Origin of the sequence: Zobellella sp. DQSA1, assembly GCF_041950555.1 — a bacterium.
Classification (GTDB): Bacteria; Pseudomonadota; Gammaproteobacteria; order Enterobacterales; family Aeromonadaceae; genus Oceanimonas.
Genome location: NZ_CP169531.1, coordinates 2,309,708 through 2,334,168, shown reverse-complemented (window position 1 = coordinate 2,334,168; position 24,461 = coordinate 2,309,708). Strand labels below are relative to the sequence as shown.

At 59.9% G+C, this 24,461-nt stretch carries 20 protein-coding genes; 16 read left to right on the top strand and 4 right to left on the bottom strand.

The window, feature by feature from the left end; genetic code table 11:
* Nucleotides 1–240 precede the first annotated feature (240 nt).
* Both ACEVBK_RS11385 and gspS read left to right on the top strand, forming a co-directional pair.
* Nucleotides 241–2,202 (top strand): starch-binding protein, encoded by a 1,962-nt coding sequence (locus tag ACEVBK_RS11385; RefSeq protein WP_375055067.1) that lies wholly within the window; start codon nucleotides 241–243, stop codon nucleotides 2,200–2,202.
* A gap of 110 nt (nucleotides 2,203–2,312) precedes the next feature.
* Complete coding sequence (gspS, locus tag ACEVBK_RS11380; RefSeq protein ID WP_375055066.1) at nucleotides 2,313–2,708, top strand: type II secretion system pilot lipoprotein GspS; 396 nt, start codon at nucleotides 2,313–2,315, stop codon at nucleotides 2,706–2,708.
* A 97-nt stretch (nucleotides 2,709–2,805) separates the two neighbouring features.
* Here gspS and pulA read toward each other — a convergent pair whose 3' ends face one another.
* Entirely contained in the window at nucleotides 2,806–6,081 is a 3,276-nt protein-coding gene (pulA, locus tag ACEVBK_RS11375) for a pullulanase-type alpha-1,6-glucosidase (RefSeq protein WP_375055065.1), read from the bottom strand.
* A gap of 405 nt (nucleotides 6,082–6,486) precedes the next feature.
* Here pulA and gspC point away from each other — a divergent pair, with 405 nt between their 5' ends.
* Genes gspC through ACEVBK_RS11315 form a run of 12 tightly spaced genes read left to right on the top strand, consistent with a single transcriptional unit; the run spans nucleotide 6,487 to nucleotide 17,454 of the window.
* On the top strand, nucleotides 6,487–7,371 hold the full coding sequence (gene gspC, locus ACEVBK_RS11370; protein ID WP_375055064.1) for a type II secretion system protein GspC: 885 nt from the start codon (nucleotides 6,487–6,489) through the stop codon (nucleotides 7,369–7,371).
* Complete coding sequence (gene gspD / locus ACEVBK_RS11365; protein WP_375055063.1) at nucleotides 7,364–9,346, top strand: type II secretion system secretin GspD; 1,983 nt, start codon at nucleotides 7,364–7,366, stop codon at nucleotides 9,344–9,346. Before gspC ends, gspD begins: the two co-directional genes overlap by 8 nt.
* On the top strand, nucleotides 9,343–10,848 hold the full coding sequence (gspE, locus tag ACEVBK_RS11360; RefSeq protein ID WP_375055062.1) for a type II secretion system ATPase GspE: 1,506 nt from the start codon (nucleotides 9,343–9,345) through the stop codon (nucleotides 10,846–10,848). The genes gspD and gspE overlap by 4 nt, the downstream gene beginning before the upstream one ends.
* Before the next feature lies 1 nt (nucleotide 10,849).
* On the top strand, nucleotides 10,850–12,070 hold the full coding sequence (gene gspF / locus ACEVBK_RS11355; protein ID WP_375055061.1) for a type II secretion system inner membrane protein GspF: 1,221 nt from the start codon (nucleotides 10,850–10,852) through the stop codon (nucleotides 12,068–12,070).
* Between the two features lie 43 nt (nucleotides 12,071–12,113).
* The gene (gspG, locus tag ACEVBK_RS11350; RefSeq protein ID WP_375055060.1) at nucleotides 12,114–12,539 is read left to right on the top strand and encodes a type II secretion system major pseudopilin GspG; all 426 of its coding nucleotides are present in this window, start codon (nucleotides 12,114–12,116) and stop codon (nucleotides 12,537–12,539) included.
* The gene (gene gspH / locus ACEVBK_RS11345) at nucleotides 12,539–13,090 is read left to right on the top strand and encodes a type II secretion system minor pseudopilin GspH (protein WP_375055059.1); all 552 of its coding nucleotides are present in this window, start codon (nucleotides 12,539–12,541) and stop codon (nucleotides 13,088–13,090) included. Before gspG ends, gspH begins: the two co-directional genes overlap by 1 nt.
* Nucleotides 13,090–13,455 (top strand): type II secretion system minor pseudopilin GspI, encoded by a 366-nt coding sequence (gene gspI, locus ACEVBK_RS11340; RefSeq protein WP_375055058.1) that lies wholly within the window; start codon nucleotides 13,090–13,092, stop codon nucleotides 13,453–13,455. The genes gspH and gspI overlap by 1 nt, the downstream gene beginning before the upstream one ends.
* The gene (gene gspJ, locus ACEVBK_RS11335) at nucleotides 13,455–14,045 is read left to right on the top strand and encodes a type II secretion system minor pseudopilin GspJ (RefSeq protein ID WP_375055057.1); all 591 of its coding nucleotides are present in this window, start codon (nucleotides 13,455–13,457) and stop codon (nucleotides 14,043–14,045) included. The genes gspI and gspJ overlap by 1 nt, the downstream gene beginning before the upstream one ends.
* Nucleotides 14,042–15,034, top strand: coding sequence for a type II secretion system minor pseudopilin GspK (gspK, locus tag ACEVBK_RS11330; RefSeq protein WP_375055056.1), 993 nt, complete (start codon nucleotides 14,042–14,044; stop codon nucleotides 15,032–15,034). Before gspJ ends, gspK begins: the two co-directional genes overlap by 4 nt.
* Nucleotides 15,034–16,236 carry a type II secretion system protein GspL gene (gspL, locus tag ACEVBK_RS11325; RefSeq protein WP_375055055.1) on the top strand — a complete coding sequence of 401 codons (1,203 nt, stop codon included), beginning with the start codon at nucleotides 15,034–15,036 and terminating at the stop codon, nucleotides 16,234–16,236. Before gspK ends, gspL begins: the two co-directional genes overlap by 1 nt.
* A complete protein-coding gene (gspM, locus tag ACEVBK_RS11320; RefSeq protein ID WP_375055054.1) occupies nucleotides 16,233–16,721 on the top strand; it encodes a type II secretion system protein GspM in 489 nt (162 codons plus the stop codon). The genes gspL and gspM overlap by 4 nt, the downstream gene beginning before the upstream one ends.
* Nucleotides 16,711–17,454: a type II secretion system protein N gene (locus tag ACEVBK_RS11315; protein WP_375055053.1), complete on the top strand. Its 744-nt coding sequence runs from the start codon at nucleotides 16,711–16,713 to the stop codon at nucleotides 17,452–17,454. Before gspM ends, ACEVBK_RS11315 begins: the two co-directional genes overlap by 11 nt.
* A 247-nt stretch (nucleotides 17,455–17,701) precedes the next feature.
* On the opposite strand, the gene ACEVBK_RS11310 is transcribed toward ACEVBK_RS11315, so the two are convergent.
* Both ACEVBK_RS11310 and ACEVBK_RS11305 read right to left on the bottom strand, forming a co-directional pair.
* Nucleotides 17,702–19,114, bottom strand: a complete 1,413-nt coding sequence (locus tag ACEVBK_RS11310; protein WP_375055052.1) for a uracil-xanthine permease family protein — start codon at nucleotides 19,112–19,114, stop codon at nucleotides 17,702–17,704.
* Between the two features lie 354 nt (nucleotides 19,115–19,468).
* Entirely contained in the window at nucleotides 19,469–20,281 is an 813-nt protein-coding gene (locus ACEVBK_RS11305; protein WP_375055051.1) for a pyruvate, water dikinase regulatory protein, read from the bottom strand.
* 198 nt (nucleotides 20,282–20,479) lie between these two features.
* On the opposite strand from ACEVBK_RS11305, the gene ppsA reads away from it, so the two are divergent.
* A complete protein-coding gene (gene ppsA, locus ACEVBK_RS11300) occupies nucleotides 20,480–22,858 on the top strand; it encodes a phosphoenolpyruvate synthase (RefSeq protein ID WP_375055050.1) in 2,379 nt (792 codons plus the stop codon).
* Nucleotides 22,859–22,935: 77 nt separating this feature from the next.
* On the opposite strand, the gene ACEVBK_RS11295 is transcribed toward ppsA, so the two are convergent.
* Nucleotides 22,936–23,421: an Lrp/AsnC family transcriptional regulator gene (locus ACEVBK_RS11295; protein ID WP_375055049.1), complete on the bottom strand. Its 486-nt coding sequence runs from the start codon at nucleotides 23,419–23,421 to the stop codon at nucleotides 22,936–22,938.
* Between the two features lie 292 nt (nucleotides 23,422–23,713).
* Between ACEVBK_RS11295 and ACEVBK_RS11290 the strand changes: the two genes are divergently transcribed.
* Nucleotides 23,714–24,334, top strand: a complete 621-nt coding sequence (locus ACEVBK_RS11290) for a LysE family translocator (protein WP_375055048.1) — start codon at nucleotides 23,714–23,716, stop codon at nucleotides 24,332–24,334.
* Nucleotides 24,335–24,461: the final 127 nt, after the last annotated feature.

Genomic DNA, 24,461 nt, shown 5'->3' with positions numbered 1-24,461 from the left:
GGTCTGCTTACTTAGCTGAACCCAATCGCTGCCAGTTGTGATCTACGATTCGGAACAGTTATTTATATTGATACAGCGGTAATTGTATCGATTCTTGCAAGGCCGAATATCGCCCGATATTCGACTGTGAGAGTGATGGCAATTACCGCTTTTTTATTTGGCCATTAACCAGGGAGGGTTTTTAACAGTTGTACATTCGATAACCGTAGTTTGTTTATATTTCAAAATTAAGGGAATGATATGAAAGTAAATAAAGGCTTATCTGCCGGACTGGTTCTGTTCGGCAGTATGGTTGGCGCGGCGCCCAGTGTCGCGGCTGAGGTACCAAGGACAGCGTTTGTTCATTTGTTTGAGTGGAGCTGGCAGGATATTGCCCAGGAATGTGAAGAGTTTCTTGGCCCCAAGGGTTTTGCCGCCGTACAGGTTTCACCGCCCAATAAAACCATCGATAATCCTGCCTGGTGGTCGCGCTACCAGCCAGTCAGTTATGCCTTCGAAAGCCGCAGCGGCAACCGGGCACAGTTTGCCGACATGGTCCAGCGCTGCAAGGCGGCCGGCGTCGATATTTATGTGGATGCGGTGATTAACCATATGGCAGCCTGGGACCGTGATTTCCCCGAAGTACCTTATGGGCCCAATGACTTCAATAACTGTACCGACGACATTGATTACTCGAATCGCTGGTCCGTGCAAAACTGTGATTTAGTAGGGCTTAATGATTTAAAAACCAGTTCTGAATATGTTCGGAATAAAATCGCCGACTACATGAACGATGCGATCAGCATGGGGGTTGCCGGCTTCCGTATCGATGCGGCCAAGCATATGCCCCATGAAGACGTCGCCGCCATTATCGGCAAGCTGAACGGCAATCCGTATATCTTCCAGGAAGTCATCGGCGCGGCGAACGAGCCGGTCGAGACGAGTGAATATACCTATATCGGCGACGTGACCGAATTCAACTTTGCCCGCACCCTGGGGCCCAGGTTCAAGCATGGCGGCATCAAGGATCTGCAGGGCATCGGCTCCTGGAACGGCTGGTTGTCGAGCGATAAGGCGGTCACCTTTGCCAACAACCATGATGAAGAGCGCCACAACCCGAACCAGGTGCTCAGCTTCCAGGACTTCGGCGATCTCTACTTCCTGGGTAATGTGTTTACCTTCGCCTACCCTTACGGCTATCCGAAGGTCATGTCCGGCTATTTCTTCAATCACTTTGATGATGCCCCTCCGGCGACCGGGGTCCATTCCGGCAACGCCTGCGGCTTTGACGGTGGCGACTGGGTTTGCGAGCACCGCTGGCGCGGGATCGCCAACATGGTGGCGTTCCGCAACCATACCGCGGCCGAATGGCGGGTGACCGACTGGTGGGATGACGGTTACAACCAGATCGCCTTTGGTCGTGGCGGCCTGGGTTTTGTGGTCATCAACCGGGACGACAACAAAGGGATAAACCAGGGCTTCGCCACCGGCATGCCGGGAGGCGAATACTGCGACATCATCGCCGGCAACTTCGATGAAGCAAGTGGCACCTGCGACGGCCCGACCGTTCTCGTGGACGGCTCGGGTAACGCACACTTTACCGTGCCATCCCATCAGGCCGCGGCGATCCATATCGGCGCCAAGGTCGGGGACGTGGTGACCCCGCCGCCTGGCGACCATACCCAGGTGTGCTATGACAATGCCGCCAACTTCGCCAATCCCTATGTCCACTTCTGGGATGTCGAGGCCGCAGCGCCGGTAGCTAACGCCACCTGGCCCGGACAGGCGATGAACCAGGACGGCGACGTCTACTGCCATGACTTTGGCGTGGCGCTGTCGTCGCTCAATGTCATCTTCAGCGATCAGGGCAGCAACCAGAGTGCGGATCTGACCGCAACCAGCCCCGGGTTGTGCCATCAGAATGGGGCATGGACGGCGCTCGCCGACTGCAAGGGCGAGCCCGAGTCTGGTGGAGATGAAACCTGGTACCTGCGCGGCACCGCCAACGGATGGGGGCTGACCGAGCTGGATTATGATGCCCAGAGTGGCCTGTACACCACCACCGTTTCCTTTAACGGCGAGGAATCGCCCGCCAGGTTCAAGGTGGATGATGGCAGCTGGACCGAGTCTTATCCGGCAGCGGACTATCAGGTGGGCGACCATGCCACCTACCTGGTCCGTTTCAACAGCGATACCAAAGACATTACTGTGACCCAGCAGTAAGGTGGATAACTGCACGGCCTCCTTCGGCCCGGCTGTTCCGGGGGCCGTGCAGCTTACCGACCCTTTCCCTCAAGACCTTCCCCTGATGAAATGAACCGGAGCAGAATCAAATGATGCGCCTTCCAGGATGCAAATATCTGGCATTTACCGTTGCCCTACTGGGGCTGGCGGGCTGTCAGCAACAGTACGGCGGATGGCAGGATGCGCCGGCACCGGCGCACGAGCAGCTCGAGCAGCTCGCCTCTGTTATCGCCGGTACCAAATATCTGAAAGACCACTGTCATCGCAGCGACCTGCCCGGTGAAGAGGCAGTGAACCAGGTAGCGCACCGCCTGGCCCGGCAACGGGGTTGGGATACCCTGGCTTACGGTGGCCTGGCGGCACGGAGTGAGAACCTCTATCAGCGCCTGACGGAAGACAGTACGCCGGAACAGGTAAAGTGCGGGACCTTCAACGAGCAACTGGCGCCCTTTATCGCCGCATTGCACGGCAAGAGCGGAACCTGAGCCATTATCGGGTTGGCTCCAAAAAGGAGGGGGCGAATAGCGTCGCCCCCTGATCATCAATGGCTTGTCGACTGGGCGCCAGTACGCCCGCCCTGCATTATTTACTGCTGACCGGCAAGCCCTCGCCTTGCGCGGCATCTTGCGCTTTTACCAACAACGCCACCGACCAGGCCGGTACCGTTACGCTGCCATCAGTGGCAATGTCGATGCCGGCGGCCAGTGAGCCATCGCCCAGCGCCTGTTGAATGGCGCTCAGTTGCAGAGACTGACCGGCAAAGTCGTCGATGCGGCGCGCCTCTGGTGCGGCATTGATCACCACCACCAGGGCATCCGCCTGCGGGTCGAGCTCGTCGCCGCCGTGGATGCCGTCATCGATGGTCATAACAAGCAGACCCAGTTGCTGGTCGACGCCGGTGTTGCGGAAGTCGACGCGCTGCATCACTTCTCTGCCGCTGCCGAGCGTCAGCAGTGGCGAGGAGTGGCGCAGCCGGAGCAGCTCGTGATAAAAGCCCAGCATGCGGCTGATCTCCGCTGGGCCCGGAGCGGGGACGGCGTCTTTCACACTGTCGATCACCGCGTAGTTGGCACCGTCGTCGCCGATGTTCGGCATGCCGACATTGGCGTTGTTGTCCTGGTAGCCGTAATCCATGCGGTTGAACCAGTCGCCGGAGTCGTAGGAATCGCGGGTAAAGGACTTCGAGCGCAGCAGTTCGGAGCCTTGCTGATCGAATGCCAGGCCCTGGCCCAGCAGTGTGGTCGCCAGGGAGACCGCCTGCATCCGTACCCGGTCGTCGAGAGACGCCTCGCGCGCGGCCTTGTAGGCTATCATGTCCCACAGCGTCTGGTTGTCGTGCTTGGAAACGTAGTTGATTACCTCGGACGGATCGGCGGCATAGCCGGCGATGGCGCAGTTGTAGTCTATCTCGCTGCCTTTTTTCACCGCGCCGTCCTTGTCGATCATCACATAGTCGGCCAGGTTGCCGGCCATGCCGAGACGGGTGAGATCGGCCAGGTGGCGCACCATGTCGTCATCCTGGGTGCTGGTTTCGTTGGCCAGCACACCGGCGCCGTTGCCGAGCCCCTGGTTGTAGCGCAGGGATTCGCCGGAGTCGAAGGGGCCGCCGCCACGGACCGCATCGCGCAGGCGATCGGAGAAAGTTCCGATACCGGTGCCCTTCAGGGTGATCTGGGAGGCGATGTCGAAACGGTCCTCCTGGCCCGAGTTCCAGCCTTCACCGAAGAAGTAGGCGTTGGGATCGACGGCTTTCACTTTTTCGTAGGCCGCCAGTATCTGCGCTTTCGGGTGGTAGCCCATCAGATCGAAGCGGAAAACGTCGATCTTGTAGTCCCGGCTCCAGACCAGCAGGGAGTCTTCTATCATCTTGGCGAACATGCGGTGTTCGGGGGTGCTGTCAGAACAGCAGGTGGCGGTTTCGACACTGCCGGTCTGCTCGTTCAGCCGCTGATAATACCAGGGCACGATTTTATCCAGTACGGAAGTGCGGTCGCTCGGGCCGGCGGCATTGGTGTGGTTGTACACCACATCCATGATGACGTTCATCCCCAGATCCTGCTTGATGCTCTGCACCATGGTCCGGAACTCCTTGATGCGCTGGCTGCCCTCGGCATCGGTCGCATAGGAGCCTTCCGGCACCGTGTAGTGGAAGGGATCATACCCCCAGTTGTAGGAGTCGGTTTGCGCCACCAGGTGGTTGAACGCCTGCACCTGCGGGTTGTCCGAGCTGTCGTCACGCTTGAGCTCCTCCAGCAGCTCGCCGATAGTCATCGCGCTGTCGCAATAACCGGCGAACTCGCTGTGGGCGACCGCGCCGTTGACCTCGCACAGGCGGCTGACCGGATGGTGCAGATCCGCCACCCTGTCGGCAAATTCGTTCACCGTGGCCAAATCGAAGATCGGCAGCAGTTCGAGGTGGGTCACGCCCGACTCGCCGAGCGCCTTCAGGTGCCGGACCATGTTGCTGTCGGACTCGGTCAGAGCCAGGTATTTACCCCGCAGGGGCTCCGACACGCTGTCATCCCAGGCCGACAGATCACGGATATGGGCTTCGTAGATGGTCATGCGGGCGATGTCCGCCTTGGTGCCCTGTGGCTGCGGAGCCTCCAGGCTGTCCCAGCCTTCCGGCTTCAGCCGGCTGTCGTTCAAATCGACCACCTGGCTGTATTCCGAATTGGTCGACAGGCTGTAGGAGTAGGGATCCGTCACTTCATACTGCTCGACCTGGCGAGACATCGGGTGATAGACGTTCAGCGCATAGCGATAGAAGGCGCCGTCAAGCTCGCGGCCTCCCTGGTAGTGCCAGGCGCCGGACTGTGCATCACGGGTCATCGGCTTGCTGGCGGTCACCTGCTTGTCGGCGTTGTACAGCACCAGTTCAACCTGCTGGGCGGTCGGTGCCCACAGACGGAAGTCCACGCCGGAGCCGCTCACCTGCGCCCCGTAGCTCAGTTTTTCCGCCTCGTCGGCGAAGCGGTCGTCCAGCACGCCCGCCGTCTGCACCAGGGTGGCGGAGAGCAGGATACCGTCTTCATCGGTCGCGAGGGCCACCGTTTCGCCGCTCAGCAGCTCATCCACATCGGCGCCATCCGGCAGTGTAAAGGCCGCATAGTTGGCCAGGTGCGGAAAGCGGGCGGCGGTTTCCTGACTGATGCTGCCCGGGGTGAGCGGCAGGTAGGCGTCGGTGAACTTCCCCTCACCGTCCGCGCCGATATTGCCGCTGTGGCTGTAATACAACCGCACTATGGGCTTGTCTGCGCCTTCGGGCCATAACAGGGTGTTCTGGTCCACCCAGTGGGCCTGGGCCTGGGCAACGCCGAAGGCCGCGCGGAAAATGTCGGCTCGGCTGGCATAGAGCGTGCTGTTGCCGGCGATAACGGAAACGGTGCGATTGGGAAAATCGGCAAACGACAACCGCATGTCGGTATCAATCAGCTTGTCGGTACCGTCGCGCAGAATGAAATTGATGCAGCCGGTGGTTTTTGCCAGCGACACGACCCAGTAGGGCCCGTACTCATCGCTGCCGGTCGGGGTGACGCTGGTGTCATTCCAGTCGCCCGAAGGATTATCGAGCGCATCGCAATGTTCATTGTTCCACAGGAACAGGTTCTTGGTGCCGTGATCCGCGCCGGCATCGCCGGCGAGGGCGACGTCCACCAGGTGGATCACGGCCTGGTTGTCTCCCGCCACCATTGCCTCACCGGGGAGTGCCAATGCAGGTAATCGGGCGACAGGCCCCTGACTGGTAGCGTCCGGTGTGGGGAGAGGGGAGGTTGATGGCGGTGGGTTTGAACCGTCACAGCCACCGAGCAGCGCCAGCGAACTGGCGAACAGAATGGAACAGGTACTGTTCTTCATAACTAAATCCATGTCAAAGGGTTGGAGTTTAAATAGATAGTAAAATGATTTTTATCAGAACCGGATGTGGATGGGTCCGGGTGTTAATATTTCTTTTCTTTGTAGGTCAGGCATCCTCCTGTATGGGGGTGGGCTATTATCATAACAGGGAGTAGATACAATTATTTTAAGGATGATCTCTCGGGCGTAGATACGGGTTAGATTGAATGTTAATGGGGTGTAGTTGTGTGAAAGTAAAAAATAAATATGAATAATGTCACATATCCAAAGTTGGGCATTGTTAAGGGGTGTGTTGTCGGTGAAATATATTGCATAGTGTTTGGGATGCTGGAGTGTCATATCAGGGTGTAGAAATGCGAGTGGTAATAATATAATTATGTGGTTCCCAACATGCGGTTCTCGTCAATGATATTCACCAATCGGGATGCTGTTCGGATTATATTGTCACCCGGCAGTTTGTTGATTGTATTACTTTTGCTTATCTGCAATCAGTTGGCGCAGCTTACCTGGCGAATCTGGTTGCCGGCGGAGACGTATCATTATTCCGTATCCGCAATTGCAGAGAAAGAAAACAACGCCGGGGAGCATGGTGCGCTCTCTTCTCTGCTGACCCTGTTCGGCACCGCAGCGGACACGCCGCCCTCGGCGGCTTCATCCGCCGCGGAACAGTTGCATGATGCGCCAGTGTCTTTATTGAATTTTCACGTTACCGGCATTGTTGCCAGCCCAGTCGCTGCCCTTTCCATCGCCATCGTCGCGCAAGGCAACCGGCAATACAGCCTGGGCGTCGGCGACACCCTCCCTGGCCACAATGCCAGCATTTCGGCGATTTTTGCCGATCGCGTGGTTATCTCTTATCAGGGAAAGTATGAAACGCTGCCGCTGTTCAGCGACAGGGTAAAAACGGCTCCGGTTGCGGCTCCGCGTGGCGCAGATAAACCGTCGGCCCAGTCAGACCCGGAGCAGCCGCTGGCCCGGTTGAAAGAAGACCTGCTGAAGCAGGTAAAGAAACAGCCGCAAACCATTCTCGGTTATCTGAACATAGCGCCGGTGATGGAGGAGGACAGGCTGGTTGGTTATCGCCTGAACCCGGGAAAACAGGGAGCGCTGTTCCAGCGCGCCGGATTACGGCCGAACGATCTGGCCGTGTCTTTCAATGGCCTGGATCTACGGGACGGGCAACAGGCACAGCGTGCTTTAAAGCAGTTGCCGGAACTCGATGCCGTCAACCTGACCGTTGAACGTGAAGGCCAGCTGCATGATATCTATTTCTCTCTTGGAGATGACTAAGTTGTTTAACGGAACCCTCACGAAGCGCGGTGCGGCATGGCTGTTGGCGGTTTGTCTGTACGGCGCGGTGCCGGGCTGGAGCGCCGAGTTCTCCGCCAACTTCCAGGGCACGGACATTCAAGAGTTTATTAATACCGTCAGCAAGAACCTGAATAAAACGGTGATCATCGATCCCGCCGTGCGCGGCGCCATTACGGTGCGCAGTTACGACACCATGGATGGAGCACAGTACTACCAGTTCTTTCTCAGCGTGCTGGATGTCTACGGCTTTGCGGTGGTGGACATGGACAACGGCCTACTGAAGGTGGTGCGCTCGCAGGACGCGAAAACGGCGGCGGGCCCGGTGGCCAGCGCGGCGGCCCCCGGTGTGGGGGACGAAGTGGTGACGCGGGTGGTGCCGGTGCACAACGTCGCGGCCCGCGATCTGGCGCCGCTGCTGCGCCAGCTCAACGACAACGCCGGCGCCGGCAGTGTCACGCATTATGAGTCGTCCAATGTCCTGCTGATGACCGGCCGGGCGGCGGTGGTAAAGCGCCTGATGGCGATCGTCGATCAGGTAGACAAGGTAGGCGATCGCCAGGTGGTGACGATTCCGCTGGCCTATGCCTCGGCGGCGGAGGTGGTGAAACTGGTGACGGAGTTGACCAGGGAGGACGGGAAAACCGCGCTGCCCACCCAGATGACCGCCAGCCTGGTGGCGGATGAACGCACCAACTCGGTGCTGGTCAGCGGTGAACCCAATTCGCGGCAGCGGGTTATCGCGATAATCAAGCAACTGGATCGTGAACAGGCGGCGCAGGGCAGCACCAAGGTGATCTATCTGCAATATGCCAAGGCCAGCGATCTGGTCGAGGTACTGACCGGGATCGGCGACAGCATCCAGGGCGAACAGACACCGCCGGGCCAGCCCGCGCTCTCGCGGCGCAAGGACATTACCATCAGGGCCCATGATCAGACCAACTCGCTGATCCTGACGGCGGCGCCCGATGTGCTGCGGGATCTGGAGCAGGTGATAGCTCAACTGGACATTCGCCGGGCACAGGTGCTGGTGGAGGCGATTATCGCGGAAGTACAGGATGCCGACGGCCTGAACCTGGGCATTCAATGGGTGAATAAACACGCCGGAGGTACCCAGTTCACCAATACCGGCCTGCCGTTCACCACCGCCATTGCCGGGGTCAAGCAGTTCCGGGAAGACGGTACCGTCGACAGCACGCTCCTGGGCGGTTTCAACGGCATCGCCGCCGGTTTCTTTCAGGGGAACTGGGGAATGCTGCTGACGGCGCTGTCGAGCAACAGCCAGAACGATATTCTCGCCACCCCGAGCATAGTGACGCTCGACAACAAGGAAGCAAGTTTCAATGTCGGCCAGGAGGTCCCGGTGCTGTCCGGCTCGCAGACCACCTCCGGCGACAATATTTTCAACACCGTCGAGCGTAAAACCGTGGGGATCAAGCTGAAGGTGAAGCCGCAGATCAACGAAGGGGATTCCGTGTTGCTGGACATTGAGCAAGAGGTATCCAGCCTGGCGGACGGTGCCTCGAGCCGCAGTGCCGAGCTGGGCGCCACCTTCAATACCCGCACGGTGAACAACGCGGTGCTGGTCAACAGTGGCGAGACGGTCGTGGTTGGCGGGCTACTGGATAAAAGCGTGACCGAGAGTGCCAGCAAGGTGCCCCTGCTCGGCGATGTGCCCTTGCTGGGCTCCCTGTTCCGCTCTTCCAGCAAGCAGGTGTCCAAGCGCAACCTGATGCTGTTTATCCGGCCCACCATCATTCGTGAGCGCGATGATTTTCGTGGCGCCTCGGTCGAAAAATACCGCACCTTCGAACAGGAGCAGAGCCGGCGCGGCGACAACAGCGACGACACCACGCTCACCAACGAAGTGCTGAAACTACCCAACCAAGGCAATGAGCATACCTTCCGCCAGGTCAGTGCGGCGATCGCGGCCTTCCATACGCAGGAGGGACGGTGAACGCGGCCGTCGGTGCCCTGGTGGAATGGCGCCCGCTGCTGTCGTTTGCCTACGCCCGCGCCCAGCAGATCTTGCTGTTGCAGGGTGCCGGCGGCTGCCGCCTGCTGTATGTAGAGCCGCTCGGTGCCGCGGCGCTGCTGGAGGCGCGGCGCGTGGCCGGAGGCCCGCTGGCCATCACCCGGCTCAGCGAGGAAGAGTTTGAAAAACAGTTGGTGCTCGGCTACCAGCGTGACTCGGAAGAGGCGCGGCGGATGATGGAAGACATCGGTAACGAGCTGGACTTTTATGCCCTGGCCGAGGAGTTGCCGGACAGCGACGATCTGCTGGATACCGACGATGATGCACCGATCATTCGCCTGATCAACGCCATGCTGACGGAGGCGATAAAAGAGAAGGCCTCCGATATTCACATCGAGACCTATGAACGCCATTTGCAGATCCGGTTCCGGACCGACGGCGTGCTGCGGGAAATATTGCGGCCCCAGCGCAAGCTGGCGGCATTGCTGGTGTCGCGCATCAAGGTGATGGCGCGTCTCGACATCGCCGAAAAACGCATTCCCCAGGACGGTCGCATGGCGCTGCGCATCGGCGGCAGGGCGGTGGACGTGCGGGTATCCACGCTGCCTTCCCGGTATGGCGAACGGGTGGTGCTGCGCTTGCTGGATAAAAACAGCGTTCAGCTGGACCTGGCCGCGCTGGGGCTGTCGGAACGCCATCGGCAGCGGATCGACAGCCTGATCCGGCGTCCGCACGGCATCATTCTGGTAACCGGGCCCACCGGCTCGGGAAAAAGCACCACCCTGTACGCCGCCTTGCGCCGGCTCAATGCGAGCGAACGCAACATCATGACGGTGGAAGATCCCATTGAATACGAACTGGACGGCATCGGGCAAACCCAGGTGAACACCAAGGTCGACATGACCTTTGCCCGCGGCCTGAGGGCCATTTTGCGCCAGGATCCCGATGTGGTGCTGGTGGGCGAAATCCGTGATGCCGAAACCGCGCAAATCGCGGTACAGGCTTCACTCACCGGCCATCTGGTACTTTCCACCCTGCACACCAACAGCGCACTGGGGGCCTTGTCGCGCCTGCAGGACATGGGTATCGAACCCTTCCTGCTTTCCACCTCGCTGCTGGGGGTGCTGGCGCAGCGCCTGGTTCGCGTATTGTGCCCGGAGTGCCGCCAGCCATACCCGGTGGATGCCCGGCAGGCGCAGCAAATGGGCATCGCCACGGGCACCATGCTGTGGCGCGCCGAGGGCTGCCCCCACTGCAGTTTTACCGGCTATCGCGGCCGTACCGCGATCAATGAATTGCTGCTGATCGATGACCGGGTGCGAACGGCTCTCCACAATGGCGAAGGCGAGCTGGCCATTGCGCGGCAACTGGCGGACGACCATGTCAGCCTGCGCCAGGACGGCCTGGAAAAGGTGCTGGCGGGCGTGACCAGCTGGCAGGAGGTGGTGCGCGTGGCTGAAAACCTGTCCCGGGACGAGGAATAAGATGGCGCTGTTCCACTATCAGGCGCTGGATGAGCACGGCAAGAAGCGCAAAGGCATGCAGGAGGCGGATTCGGCCCGCCACGCGCGCCAGTTGCTGCGCGAGCAGGGGCTGGTCCCGCTCCGGCTCGATGAGGGCGCCGCGCAACGGCAACCGCGCAGTGGACGGCAGCCCCTGTTCCAGCGCCGGATCGCCATGGCGGATCTGGCCTTGCTGACCCGCCAGCTCGCTACCCTGGTCGCCGCCGCGCTGCCACTGGAAGAGGCACTGGACGCGGTGGCCAGGCAAAGTGAAAAAGCGCACCTGCGGGCCCTGCTGGCGTCTATCCGCGCCAAGGTGCTGGAAGGGCATTCACTGGCGGAGGCGATGGGGTGTTATCCCGCCAGTTTTGAACGGCTTTACTGTGCCATGGTCGCGGCGGGGGAAGCCTCCGGGCATCTTGACGGCGTTCTCGGCCGCCTGGCGGATTACATCGAACAACGCCAGCAAATACACAACAGGGTGACGCAGGCGATGATCTATCCCTGTGTCCTGACGCTGGTGGCGGTTGGGGTGGTGGCGGTTTTGCTGTCTGCGGTGGTGCCCAAGGTGGTGGAGCAGTTTGTCCATATGCAGCAGGCGCTGCCGCTTTCCACCCGCATCCTGATGGCGCTCAGCGAGGGGGTGAGTACTTATGGGCCCTGGCTGTTGCTGGCGGCCCTGGTGGGAGTCGTGTGTGTACGCCGGTTGCTGCACCGGGAGGTCTGGCGTATCGCTTTCCACCGCCGCTTGCTGTGGCTGCCGGTGGTTGGTCGCGTTGTCCGCGGCCTGAACACCGCCCGTTATGCCAGAACCCTGAGCATTCTCAACGCCAGCGCCGTGCCTTTGCTGCAGGCGATGCAGATCAGCAGCGACGTACTGGGCAATGATTTTGCGCGGCAGCAGTTGAAAAAGGCGGCGGAGTCGGTGCGCGAAGGGGTCAGCCTGCACCGGGCGCTGGAGCAGACGGGGCTGTTTCCGCCGATGATGCGACACATGATCGCCAGCGGTGAAAACAGCGGCGAGCTGGACAGCATGCTGGTGCGTGCCGCGGATAACCAGGATCGGGAATTCACCGTGCAGATGCAACTGGCGCTGGGGATATTCGAGCCGCTGCTGGTGGTCAGCCTGGCCGGGGTGGTGCTGTTTATCGTGCTGGCGATCCTGCAGCCGATTTTGCAGCTGAATAACCTGATCAGCATGTAACTACCGGTTTGGTTATATCTATTTGTTAATAATGGAGAAAACGATGAAACAGCGTCAACGGGGCTTTACCCTGCTGGAAATCATGGTGGTGATCGTGATCCTGGGCATCCTGGCCAGCCTGGTGGTGCCCAATTTAATGGGCAACAAGGACAGGGCCGATTATCAGAAAGTCGTCAGCGATATCGTGGCGTTGGAAAGCGCACTGGACATGTACCGGCTGGATAACAGCCGCTATCCCACCACCGAGCAAGGGTTGCAGGCGCTGGTCAGGAAGCCCGTGGTCCAGCCGGAACCCCGCAATTATGCAGCGGATGGCTATATCCGCCGTTTGCCGCAGGATCCCTGGGGCGGTGACTACCAACTGCTCAGCCCCGGCCTGCATGGAACCGTGGATATCTTTTCCTATGGGCCGGACGGCATGCCGGATACCGAAGACGATATCGGCAACTGGACCATCGGTAATCAATAGTGCGCCAGGGCGGTTTCACGCTGTTGGAAATGATGCTGGTACTGCTGCTGATCGGCAGTGCGGCGAGCCTGGTGATGATGTCATTTCCCACCGAACCACAGGCCCAGGCGCACCGGCAACTGGCGCGTTTTCAGGCGCAATTGGCATTTGCCATGGAGGAAAGCCGGCAGCACGGGCTGGTATTGGGGATCCTGGTCCGGCCGGAAGGCTGGCGCTTTCGGGTTTTGCGCCAACAGCCGCAAGGCGGCGCGGCGGTGTTGCCGGCCAGTGATCGTTGGCAAGGCTACCTGTGGCAAGAGTGGCGGCCGGGGCGGGCGCATCTGGGTATCCCGGAAGGGCAGGAAGTACGGCTCGAATTGCTGCGTGAGGATCAGAAAACCTGGCCATCGAATGCCGGCACTGCGCCCGACCCCGATATTCTGCTGTTGCCCGGCGGTGAAATCACCACCTTCCGGCTGCACTTTCACGTACAGAATGCCGTGACTCCCGCCTGGTTGCAGGTTGACGGTAACGGCCAGATAACCAGCTCGCAAGACGCCGGAGCACTGTGATGACACGTCACAACGGGATGACCTTGCTGGAGGTGATGGTCGCGTTGATGGTGTTTGCGCTGGTGGGCCTGACGCTGCTGCAGACCACGGCCCAGCAGGCCGGCGCCCTGGGGCACATGGAGGAAAAAATGCTGGCCAACTGGCTGGCGGACAACCAGCAGGCGCAATTGCATCTGGAACAATGGTGGCCGGAAAAGCACTGGACCGGTAAAGAAGTGCAGTTTGCCGGGCGCACCTGGTCGGTGCGCTGGCAGGGCGTGGACACCATGGATAGCCGGTTGCGTGCCCTGGATGTCGAGGTTCGCCGCCAGGAAAACGATCCCGCACCGCTGATAACGCTGCGCAGCTATGTGGTGCGGCCCTGATGCGCCAGCGCGGTTTTACCCTGATCGAAGTGTTGCTGGCGCTGGCGATCTTTGCGGCACTGAGTGCCGGCGCCTTTCAGGTACTGCAGGGGATGGTGCGCAGCGATGAAGTATCCCAGCGCAAGGCGCAACGGCTGATGGAGCTGCATGGAGCCTTCAGCCAGTTGGAGACGGATATTTCCCAGATGATCCCGCGTCTCGGCCGGGGCAACGGGCGGATGCTGCATGCGGCGCGTTATCAGTTGCAAAGCGAAGACTGGGCCGCGTCCTTTACCCGTAGCGGTTGGCACAATCCGCTGGGGCTGCTTCACCGTTCGGAACTGCAAAGCGTGGCTTATCGCCTGCGTCACCACCGGCTGGAGCGCCTGAGCTACCGTCATGTGGATCCGGTGGTGGGGGAAGAGCCACGAATAACCCCGGTGCTGCAGGACGTCACGGCCTTCCGGTTGCGTTTTTTCTCCCGGGGCGGCTGGCATGACCGATGGGACCACGCCTCGCAACTGCCGCGGGCGGTTGAGGTGACGCTTGAACTGCCCGATCTTGGGGAAGTGTCCCGGCTGTTCCTGCTCACCCCGGGAGCGGCGCAGTGAAGGGGCGGCAACGCGGGGTGGCGTTACTGGTGGTGCTGCTGATTGTGGCGCTGATGACGATGCTGGCTATCAATCTCACCGAACGTAGCGGTCGGGCCTATCTGAGTACCGCCGGCCACCTGGCCCGGCAGCAGGCAAAATGGTATGCCCTGGCGGCGGAGGCGATGGCCGGCCAGATGTTGCTGTCGGACGGTCGCGATTCACCAAACAGCACACACCTGGCCCAGCTCTGGGCGCAGGAGGGCCGGCAGTTTCCCGTGGAGGGCGGCGAAATCGGCGGACAAATAACCGATGCCCAGGCTTGCTTCAACCTCAACGCCATCAACCAGGTGGTCAGCTATGTCGACCAGGGCGAGGCGGTGGAAGCCGCCTACCCGGCGCAGGTGTTCCACCATTTGTTGCTGCAACTGGGGGTGGAGGCCGAGCGTGCGGGGTCCGTTACCGACGCCCTGCGCGACTGGGTCGACAACGATGGCGCCCCGCGGGAGAAGGGCGCTGAAGACGAGGCCTACGCCTCGCTGAACCCGCCCTATCTTCCCGCTAACCGGGCGTTGGTTGATGTCAGCGAGCTGCGCATGGTGCTGGGCATCGATACCGCCCTCTACCGGCGCCTGCTGCCTTATGTCTGCGTTTTGCCGCAGCAGGCGCTGCTGATCAACATCAATACCCTGCAACTTTCCCAGGCCGCGCTGCTGTCCGCGTTGTTCCTGAATGAGGTGAGTCGGACAGCGGCGGCGCAATTGCTTGACGAGCGGCCGCGGGAGGGCTGGAGCAGCGTACCGGCCCTCTTGGCGCAGGGGGCGTTGCCGGAGTTGAACAGCGAGGCGGCCAAACAGGTGCTGACGGTGAACAGCCAGTTCTTTTTCGCCCGCATCAGCGTGCGGCTGGCAGACGGTGACTATCACCGGCACAGCCTGCTGCAGCGGGAGGGGAGTCGCATTAACGTCTTACAACGCCATGATGGATTGAGCATGAAGGTGGAACCCTGATGAGCAGTAAACCGAGCGGAGAGCAACTGGTTGTCCGGCTGCCGGCCGATGACTGTCAACCGGTGCTGTGGCTGCATGGCACGGAAAACGGCGACATTGTCGCACAAGGCAGCCTGCAACCGGGGGTGTCCGATCCCGCACTGGCGGCCTTGAGCGTCCGGCTGCCGACGAGGGTGCTGATCCCCGCGAGCGAATGCGTATTCCATCGGGTCCTGTTGCCGCCCCGGGCCCGCCGGCGAGTGCGGCAGGTGGTGCCCTTTATGCTGGAAGAGCAGGTGGCGACGGATATCGAGCGGCTGCATTTTGCGGTGCTGATGCAGAACCGGGAGCACTGTCATGTGGCGGTGGTGGACAAAAGCCATATGCGGCGCTGGCTTGCCTGTTGCGAACAGCTTGGCTTGCGGATGGATACCCTGCTGCCCGATGCCCTGATGTTGCCTCCGGCGGCGGCGGGCTGGAGTGCCGTCAGGCTGGATGACCAGTGGTTGTTTCGCCGGGAGCATGATGCGGGGATGGCCGTCGAGTCCTGCTGGCTGCCGGAGTTGCTGTCCGCCTGGCCGGAGCCTGTGGTGATCCACAGCTATTCCACGCCACCGGCCGGCGAAACCCTAGCCGGTGAATGGCATGCGTTGCCGGAACAAGCCCTGCTGCAACTGGCGGCGACACAACCCCTTGAGCGTGGCAAGGATCTGCGGCAGGGGGAATTCGCCCAGGGGAAGGTCCGGCGGCAACCGTTACGTCCGTGGAAAGCGGTAATCTTTGCCCTGTCGGCCTACCTGCTGTTGCTGACGGGAGAGGCGGGGCTGGCCCATTACCGGTTGTGGCAACAGGCCGAGCACTGGCGGCAAGAGACGGTACGGGTGTATCGGCAATTGCTGCCGCAGGAAACGCATGTCGTTAACCCGCGCGCCCAGATGCAGCAACGTTTGCGGCAACTGGAAACCTGGGCGCAAACGCCAGGCCTGGGCATACAGATACGCCGGTTACAGTCGTTATTCGCCCAAAACAGCGCGGTGACGCTACACGCATTGGCGTATGACGCCGCCCGTGCGGAGATCCGGCTTGAGCTGCAAGCCAATGCCTACCAGGAACTGGAAGCGTTTCAGCACCTGGCGGAGCAACACTACCGCCTGCGGCCCGGGGAAATGAAACAGGGCGGCGGGCGGGTTGAAAGCCAGCTTGTCCTGGAGGTGAAGCCATGAAACGCCTGATGGAACGCTGGGGCCTGATGAGCATGCGGGAGCGCCTGTTGCTGGCCACGGGCGGAGGAATGCTGCTGGCCTGGCTGTGTTATGCCCTGCTGTGGCAACCGCTGCAACAACAACGAGAACGGTGGCAACGCGCCATTGCGCGGGAACAGGGCACGGTGGAGTGGATGCTCGAACAGGCCCCGCAGCTACGCCATGCGCAAGGGCGGGCCGACCGGCCGGGGACACTCAGCCCGACGGCGGCGGCAACGCAAGGCGCCGCCGAACTGGGCGTAAAGGTGATCCGCCTGCAACCACAGGGAGATCGCCTGTTGGTGGTCCTGGAGCCCCTTGATTTTAACCGGCTGATGCTTTGGATTGAGCGGGTTGAACGGCAAAGCGGTGCCAGGGTGGTGACGCTGGGCGTGACCCGTCAGCCGGATGCGGGTGGCCGGGTCAGGGTCAACCAACTGATACTGGAACGTAACGATGAGCACTAAAGTGAAGGTGTCGGCCGGGCTGCTGCTGGCGTATCTGCTCTTACTGGTGGTACATGCGCCGGCACAATTGCTGCGTTACGTCTTGCCGGCCTCTTTGCAGGTTGAGCATTTTTCCGGATCCCTGTGGCGGGGCAGCTTGCACCGACTGGGCTGGCGGAACCTGGCGGTGGCCGAAATACGCTGGCAACCGACTTTTTCTGCATTTTGCCCCGCGTTCAGGGTGGAATTTAACGATCCGTTCGGTATCCGGGGGCAGGGGAGTGTATGCGGATGGCGGGAATGGCATTTACGCCAGTGGCGATTATCGGCACCCGCCGGCTATGTTTGGCAGCAATTCTCCTCGTCTTATCCGCTGATGGACGCGCAGGGACAGGTGCAACTGGATCTGGCCGAAGGCGCGATTGACCGTAACGGTTGCATCAGCCTTGGTGGTGGGACCATCAACTGGCATCACGGCAAACTGAACACGCCGCTGGGAGAGGTGCCGTTGGCGACGCCGAGGTTATCCTTCCATTGCGAACAGCGTGGCCTGGCGCTGGCGTTACAGCACAATGCGGCACAACTGCGGCTGACAGGCCGGGGAAGAGTCGATGCAAACGGCGGTTACCGTATCGAGGGGCAATTTTTCGCCGGGGAGCGCTTTTCCGCGACGCTGGCACCTTTTCTCTCCGCATTGGGACGGCAAAATGCCCAGGGGGAGATCGTCTGGCAGCTCGAAGGACGGCTCAAATGAACGTATGACAAGGAGGAAGTTTGAACCAGCAGGCGGCTTTTCCACGAATTTCCCGCTCGCCTGGTTGGCGCCATCATCGGCAGTTTTATTCATGTCGCGATTTACCGGCTACCGGTTCTGCTGGAGCAAGCAGTCATAGGGGCATTGTGCTTGTCGGTGTGGAGGGGGGTAAAACTCGTTTTACCCCCCTCCACTGACCGGCTTCTTGTTATTCAGGGGGAAAACCCTTGCCCCGGGGCTGACCCTTTCAGTTGCCGGCTTCCACCTTCATCTGCTTGTTTTGATAAGAGGCGGCGGGCGTGTCGTCGCCATTCATCTCTTTCTCTATCTGCTCGCGCTCACGGGCTTCGTCCTGCAGCGATTTCTTCGGTAGCAGCATGTTCAGGGTAAAGGCGACGGTGGCGGCCACGATCACCGGGGAGCCTACCAGCATGCGGGCGGTGTCCGGCAACTGGGCGATGGCTTCGGGCACGGTATTGATGCCCATGGCCAGGGCCACCGACAGCGCCACTATGGTGATATTGCGGGAAGACAGTTCATCCTTCACCAGCAGTTGGATACCGGTCATGGTGATCATGCCGAACACGATGATGGTGGCGCCACCCAGCACCGGATAGGGAATGGTGGTCATGGCGGCACCAAACTTGGGCAGCAAACCGGCCAGTACCAGGAAAGCGGCGGCGATGCCCAGCACATAGCGGCTGATGACCTTGGTCATCGCCACTATGCCCACGTTCTGGCTGAAGGAGGCGGTGGGCAGGCTGCCGAAGAAGGAGCCCACCAGGGTGCAGACGCCGTTGCCGAGCAGGCCGCCGGACAGTTCCTTGTCTTTCAGTTCCCGGTTCATGCCACCGACGGCGGTTGCGGACAAGTCACCGATGGTTTGTACCGAGTTGACGATACAGATCACCACCATGGAGATCACGGCGGAAGCGTGGAACTCGATCCCCAATGCGAAGGGGGTGGGTATCATGATCCAGGGGGCATCATGCAGTCGGCCGAAATCCACCATGCCGAAGAAGAAGGCCATCACATAGCCCACCAGGATGCCGACGATGATGGCGGCCAGGCGCAGGTAGCCCTTGGCAAACTGGGAGCAGCACAGCACCACGGCCAGGGTGGTCAGGCCCACCAGCCAGTTCTGGCCGCCGCCGAAGCCTTCGGCGGCGGTATTGCCGCTGCCGGCCATGTACTTGATGGCGATGTCGTAGAGGGAGAGGCCGATCACCAGCACCACGGTGCCGGCCACCACCGGCGGGAACAGGTGGCGGATCTGCCTGATAAAGATGCCCACCACTATCATGGCGATACCACCGGCAATTTGCGCCCCCATGATGCCGGGAATGCCGTACACACTACCGATAGCAATCAGGCTGGGCACATAGGCGAAGCCGACCCCGAAGATGGTGGGCACGCCGGCACCCAGTCGGCCGATAGGATAAAGCTGCAGCAGGGTGGAAATGCCCGAGAACAGCAGGGCTATCTGCACCAGCACCATGGTTTCATGGGTGCTGGCCCCGGCTACGCCGGCCACGATAAGGGGCGGGGTCACGGCCCCCATGATCATCGCCAGGATATGCTGGAAGGAGAGCGGCAGTGCCTTGCCGAACGAAGGCTTGCCGTAGTAATCGAATACTGACTTGCTTTGACTGTGTTTCATTGCGATAAGTCCCTGAGTGTTGCTCAAGTGAGTTTCAGCTTCCTTCTCACGCCTTGTTATTCGAGTTGCCGCGAGAGCAAGGCTGCAACCACCGGTGCCGACATCACGTCGCCGGTTGCCCTGTAGAACGAGCCGGCTTGCAGGTGACGGGTTGTGCCGACGGGGAAGAAGACACAACCTGTTCACAGGCAACGACCAGACGTCCATGTTCGTTATGATTGTTAGGTTCAACAGGTTGGTTAAACACTGGGGCTAATGTATACATTTTTGTAAACGGTAAATCAATGTTTTGTTCTTTTTTGTGTCCAATGATGTGTTATATATCGCAATGTCTACAGTTAAGGTTGTGTGCAATCAGTAGATGCGGCGGCGGATACCGGTGCGCTCCAGGATCTTGACCGAGATCTCCTCCACCGAGTGGTAGGTGGTGTCGATAAAGGGAATGGCCTCCATGCGGAACAGTTTCTCCACCTGCGAGAGTTCGTAGCGGCACTGGTCGATGGCGGCATAGCGGCTGTCGGCGCGGCGGCGCTGGCGAATTTCCTGCAGCCGGTTGATGTCTATGGTCAGCCCGAACAGCTTGTGGCGGTTGGCCTTGAGCGCAGGCGGCAGGTTCAGCCGGCTCATGTCCTGATCGATAAAGGGGTAGTTGGCCACCCGGATGCCAAACTGCAGCGCCAGGTACAGGCTGGTGGGGGTCTTGCCGCAGCGGGACACGCCTACCAGTATGATATCCGCCTCGTCATACTCCTTGGTATTGACCCCGTCGTCGTTATCGAGCGCATAGTTCACCGCATCGATACGGGCATCGTAATGCTGCTTGTTTTCCATGCCGTGGGTGCGATGGGTGCGCGGCTCGGCCTTGACCCCCAGTTGCTGCTCGATGGGGGCCACGAAGGTATTGAGAAAGTCGTAGCACATGGCATCGCTGTCGGTGATGATGCGACGCAGCTCGTCATCCACGATGGTATGGAATACCAGCGGTTGCTTGCCGCTCTGGTGGTAGCTTTCGTTGATCCTGGCCTGCACCAGCCTCGCTTTGTCTGCGTCTTCTACAAAGGGGATGGTAAATTGTTCAAAGGGCAGGGGAAACTGGCTCAGCACCGCATGGCCGAACACCTCGGCTGTGATCGCCGTCCCATCGGAAACATAAAAAACAGTGTGCACAGGGCCTCCAGATCTCACTTTTAACATTTGTCCCAGGTAAAACGTTTACCTGCTTTTTGGCGCCATTGTAGAATCATTACGTGTGCAGGCCCACTGTCGCAATCAAATAATAAAGGGCCGGAACGACGCACACGAACCACTGTGACATGCGGTGAGATACGGAAACCCCGAGAACACAACTTTTTTGGAGACGTGGCTGTGCAGGATTACGTGATTTGGTACGAACAACTCGGTATGCACGATGTGGAGCGAGTTGGCGGCAAGAATGCCTCCCTGGGCGAGATGATCAGCCAACTGGCCGGTGCCGGTGTTTCGGTGCCCGGCGGTTTTGCCACCACCGCCTTCGCCTTTAACGAATTTCTGGAGCAGAGCGGGCTGAACGCCAGGATCCACGAGCTGCTCGACCGGCTGGATGTGGACAATATCGCGGCCCTGGGTGAAGCCGGCCGCACCATCCGCCAGTGGGTGATCGACACGCCTTTCCAGCCGGCGCTGGAAAGCGCCATCGCCGGCGCCTACGCCGAACTGGCCGGCCAGGCCGGAGATGAAGCCTCCTTCGCGGTGCGTTCCTCCGCCACCGCCGAAGACATGCCCGACGCCTCTTTTGCCGGCCAGCAGGAAACCTTCCTCAATGTGCGCGGCCTGGATGCGGTGATGGTGGCCATCAAGCATGTGTTCGCCTCCCTGTTCAACGACAGGGCCATTTCCTACCGGGTGCACCAGGGCTATGACCACCGTGGCGTGGCCCTGTCCGCCGGCATCCAGCGTATGGTACGCTCCGACATCGCCGCCTCCGGCGTGATGTTTACCCTGGACACCGAGTCCGGTTTCGATCAGGTGGTGTTCGTCACTTCCGCCTGGGGCCTGGGCGAGATGGTGGTGCAGGGGGCGGTCAACCCGGACGAGTTCTATGTGCACAAGCCTACCCTCAAGGCCGGCCGCCCGGCGGTGGTGCGCAAGACCCTGGGGTCCAAGCTGCAGAAGATGATCTACGCCGCCGGTCAGGAGCACGGCAAGCAGGTGGAGATCAAGGAGACCAGCAAGGAAGAGCGTCGCCAGTTCTCGCTGACCAGCGAGGAAGTGATGGAACTGGCCAAGCAGGCCTTGATCATCGAAAAACACTATGATCGCCCCATGGACATCGAGTGGGCCAAGGACGGGGTCGACGGCAAGCTGTATATCGTACAGGCCCGGCCGGAAACCGTGCGCAGCCGCCAGGATGCCAATGTGCTGGAGCGCTTCGCCCTGAATGAAACAGGCCAGGTGGTGGCCGAGGGCCGCGCCATCGGCCACAAGATCGGCGCCGGCGTGGCCAAGGTCATCGACAGTATCGAACAGATGGATCAGATCAAGGCCGGCGACGTGCTGGTGACCGACATGACCGATCCGGACTGGGAGCCGATCATGAAGCGGGCCGCCGCCATCGTCACTAACCGGGGCGGCCGTACCTGTCACGCCGCCATCATCGCCCGTGAGCTGGGCATTCCCGCCGTGGTGGGCTGTGGCGACGCCACCAGCCGCATCCGGGACGGCCAGGAAGTGACGGTTTCCTGCGCCGAGGGCGACACCGGCTTTATCTACGACGGCAAGCTCGAATTCAAGGTGGCCACCTCCGAGGTGGGCGCCATGCCGCTGTCGCCGGTGAAGGTGATGATGAACGTGGGCAACCCGGACCGGGCCTTCGACTTCGCCCAGTTGCCCAACGCCGGGGTGGGCCTGGCGCGGCTCGAGTTCATCATCAACCGCATGATAGGAGTGCACCCCAAGGCGCTGCTGGAATACGACCAGCAGAGCCCCGAACTCAAGCTCAAGATCGACGAGATGATCGCCGGCTACGACAGTCCGCGCGAGTTCTTTGTGGCCAAGCTGGCCGAAGGTATCTCGACCCTGGCCTGTGCGTTCTGGCCCGAGCGGGTCATAGTGCGGCTGTCCGACTTCAAGTCCAACGAGTACGCCAACCTGATGGGCGGGGACGCCTACGAGCCGGACGAGGAAAACCCCATGCTCGGCTTCCGTGGTGCTTCCCGCTACGTCTCCGAGGATTTCCGGGCCTGTTTTGCCATGGAGTGCGAGGCGGTGAAACGGGTGCGCAACGACATGGGCCTGACCAACGTCGAAATCATGATCCCCTTCGTGCGCACCCTGTCCGAAGCGGCCTCGGTCATCGACATCCTGGCCGAGAACGGCCTCAAACGTGGCGAAGCCGGGCTCAAGGTGATCATGATGTGCGAACTGCCCTCCAACGCCCTGTTGGCGGACAAGTTCCTGGCCTATTTCGACGGCTTCTCCATCGGCTCCAACGACATGACCCAGCTTACCCTGGGCCTGGATCGGGACTCGGGCCTGGTAGCCGGCTCCTTCGACGAGCGGGATGAGGCGGTGAAGGCGCTGCTGTCCATGGCCATACAGGCGGCGCGCAAGGCCGGCAAGTATGTGGGCATCTGCGGCCAGGGGCCTTCGGATCACGCCGATTTTGCCGCCTGGCTGGTGGAACAGGGTATCGACTCGGTGTCCCTCAACCCGGACACCGTGATCGACACCTGGCTGTACCTGGCCGAGCACTTCGGCGAGAAGTAAGCCGGTTATCCTATAAAAGGGCGCTGAGGCGCCCTTTGTTTTTGCGGCTGTGACAGTCGCTGGATTTGGTGTCGGTACTAATCCTGCTCCGGCTTTTTTATCGGGAAGGCGACAAAGGGTTTGATTTCTTTCAGGACAAACATACTTTGCATTTCTTTGATACCGGGTAGGCGACGGATGACCGACATGGAAAATTCGGCATACGAATCCAGGTCGTGGGAGACCACCTGTAACAGAAAGTCGGCATCGCCACCGATGCTATAGCATGCCACAACATCTTCCAGCTCCATCACTTCCTGTTCAAATTTGCGAGCTTCGGCTTCGCTGTGACTGTCGATGCTGACACGGACGAAGACCATCACTCCCAAGCCGATTTTACGTCTGTCCAGTACCGCCCGGTAACCCTGGATCACTTCATCCTCTTCCAGCTTGCGGACCTTGCGCCAGCAAGGAGAAGCAGACATGCCCAACTGCTCTGCCAGTGTCTGATTCGTTATGCGAGCGTCTTTCTGCAGTGCGGTAAGAATCTTGATATCTGTCAGGTTTAAAGGTGTTTTGGTCATAATTTTTCTATTATTTGCTTGATTATGAAAAATATTACCCTCTGCTCATGAAAGATCAATGATAAAAAGGTCATTTTTTTTCGGTTTTATCATGCATAATTTTGTACGTAAATGTTGGAGTTGAAAACGGGTTTTATACCGAAAGGGATAACGGCTATCCATTTTCTTGTGTTTTTTGATTTTAAAAACATACCGATGGAACGGTTATTTAGGTAAGTCATTAAAAGTATTTCCAGCAAGATAACAATGTTGTCACCTGATTTTTATTAATTTTATGATGGAAGGGGAGTTTATGTTGGATCCGACTCAGGTCCTGGCGTATATCATTGCGCTAGGATTGGCCGCCGCTATTCCTGGTCCGGGAATGACGGCCTTGGTCGCCCGTAGTGTGAGCGGTGGGGCATTAACTGCATTCACGATGCTTGCCGGTTTGATTTTGGGGGATTTAATCTACTTGTCGTTCGCGGTATTTGGCTTGGCGGTAGTCGCCCACAGCCACAGTGAATGGTTTTTATTGGTTCGCTGGTGTTCAGCGCTTTACCTGTGTTGGTTGGCGTGGCAGTTTTGGCGCCATGAACCACAGACCTTGTTTATAGAACAGAAAATCAGTAAGCGCGAGCTGGTGTCCGCATGGTTTTCGGGTTTGACGATTACCCTCGGCAATCCAAAAACAATCGCCTTCTATCTGGCATTGCTGCCGCTGGTCATTGCCTTGGACACTATCTCGCTGCAAACCTGGGGCTTGATGCTGGTGCCATTGACCATTTTTGTGCTGTTGATTGTCGGGGCTGTATTTATTCTCGGTGCCCTGAAAATACGCCACTGGTTGGCAAGTCCTCGTGCGCAGCATGTACTGTTTAAAGGAGCGGCAGTCATGATGGTCCTGGCGGCATTGGGAATGGTAGCCAAGTAAGGATTTGTGCCTTGAAACGAGGCGGGTCGGATTTTCCCGTTTTGCGCCGGGGGGGCGTTGCCCCCGGCCAATACCGGGAATCTTTCCGTCGGCCAGAGCCAGGTGAGTTCCATTCGGTCAGATAACG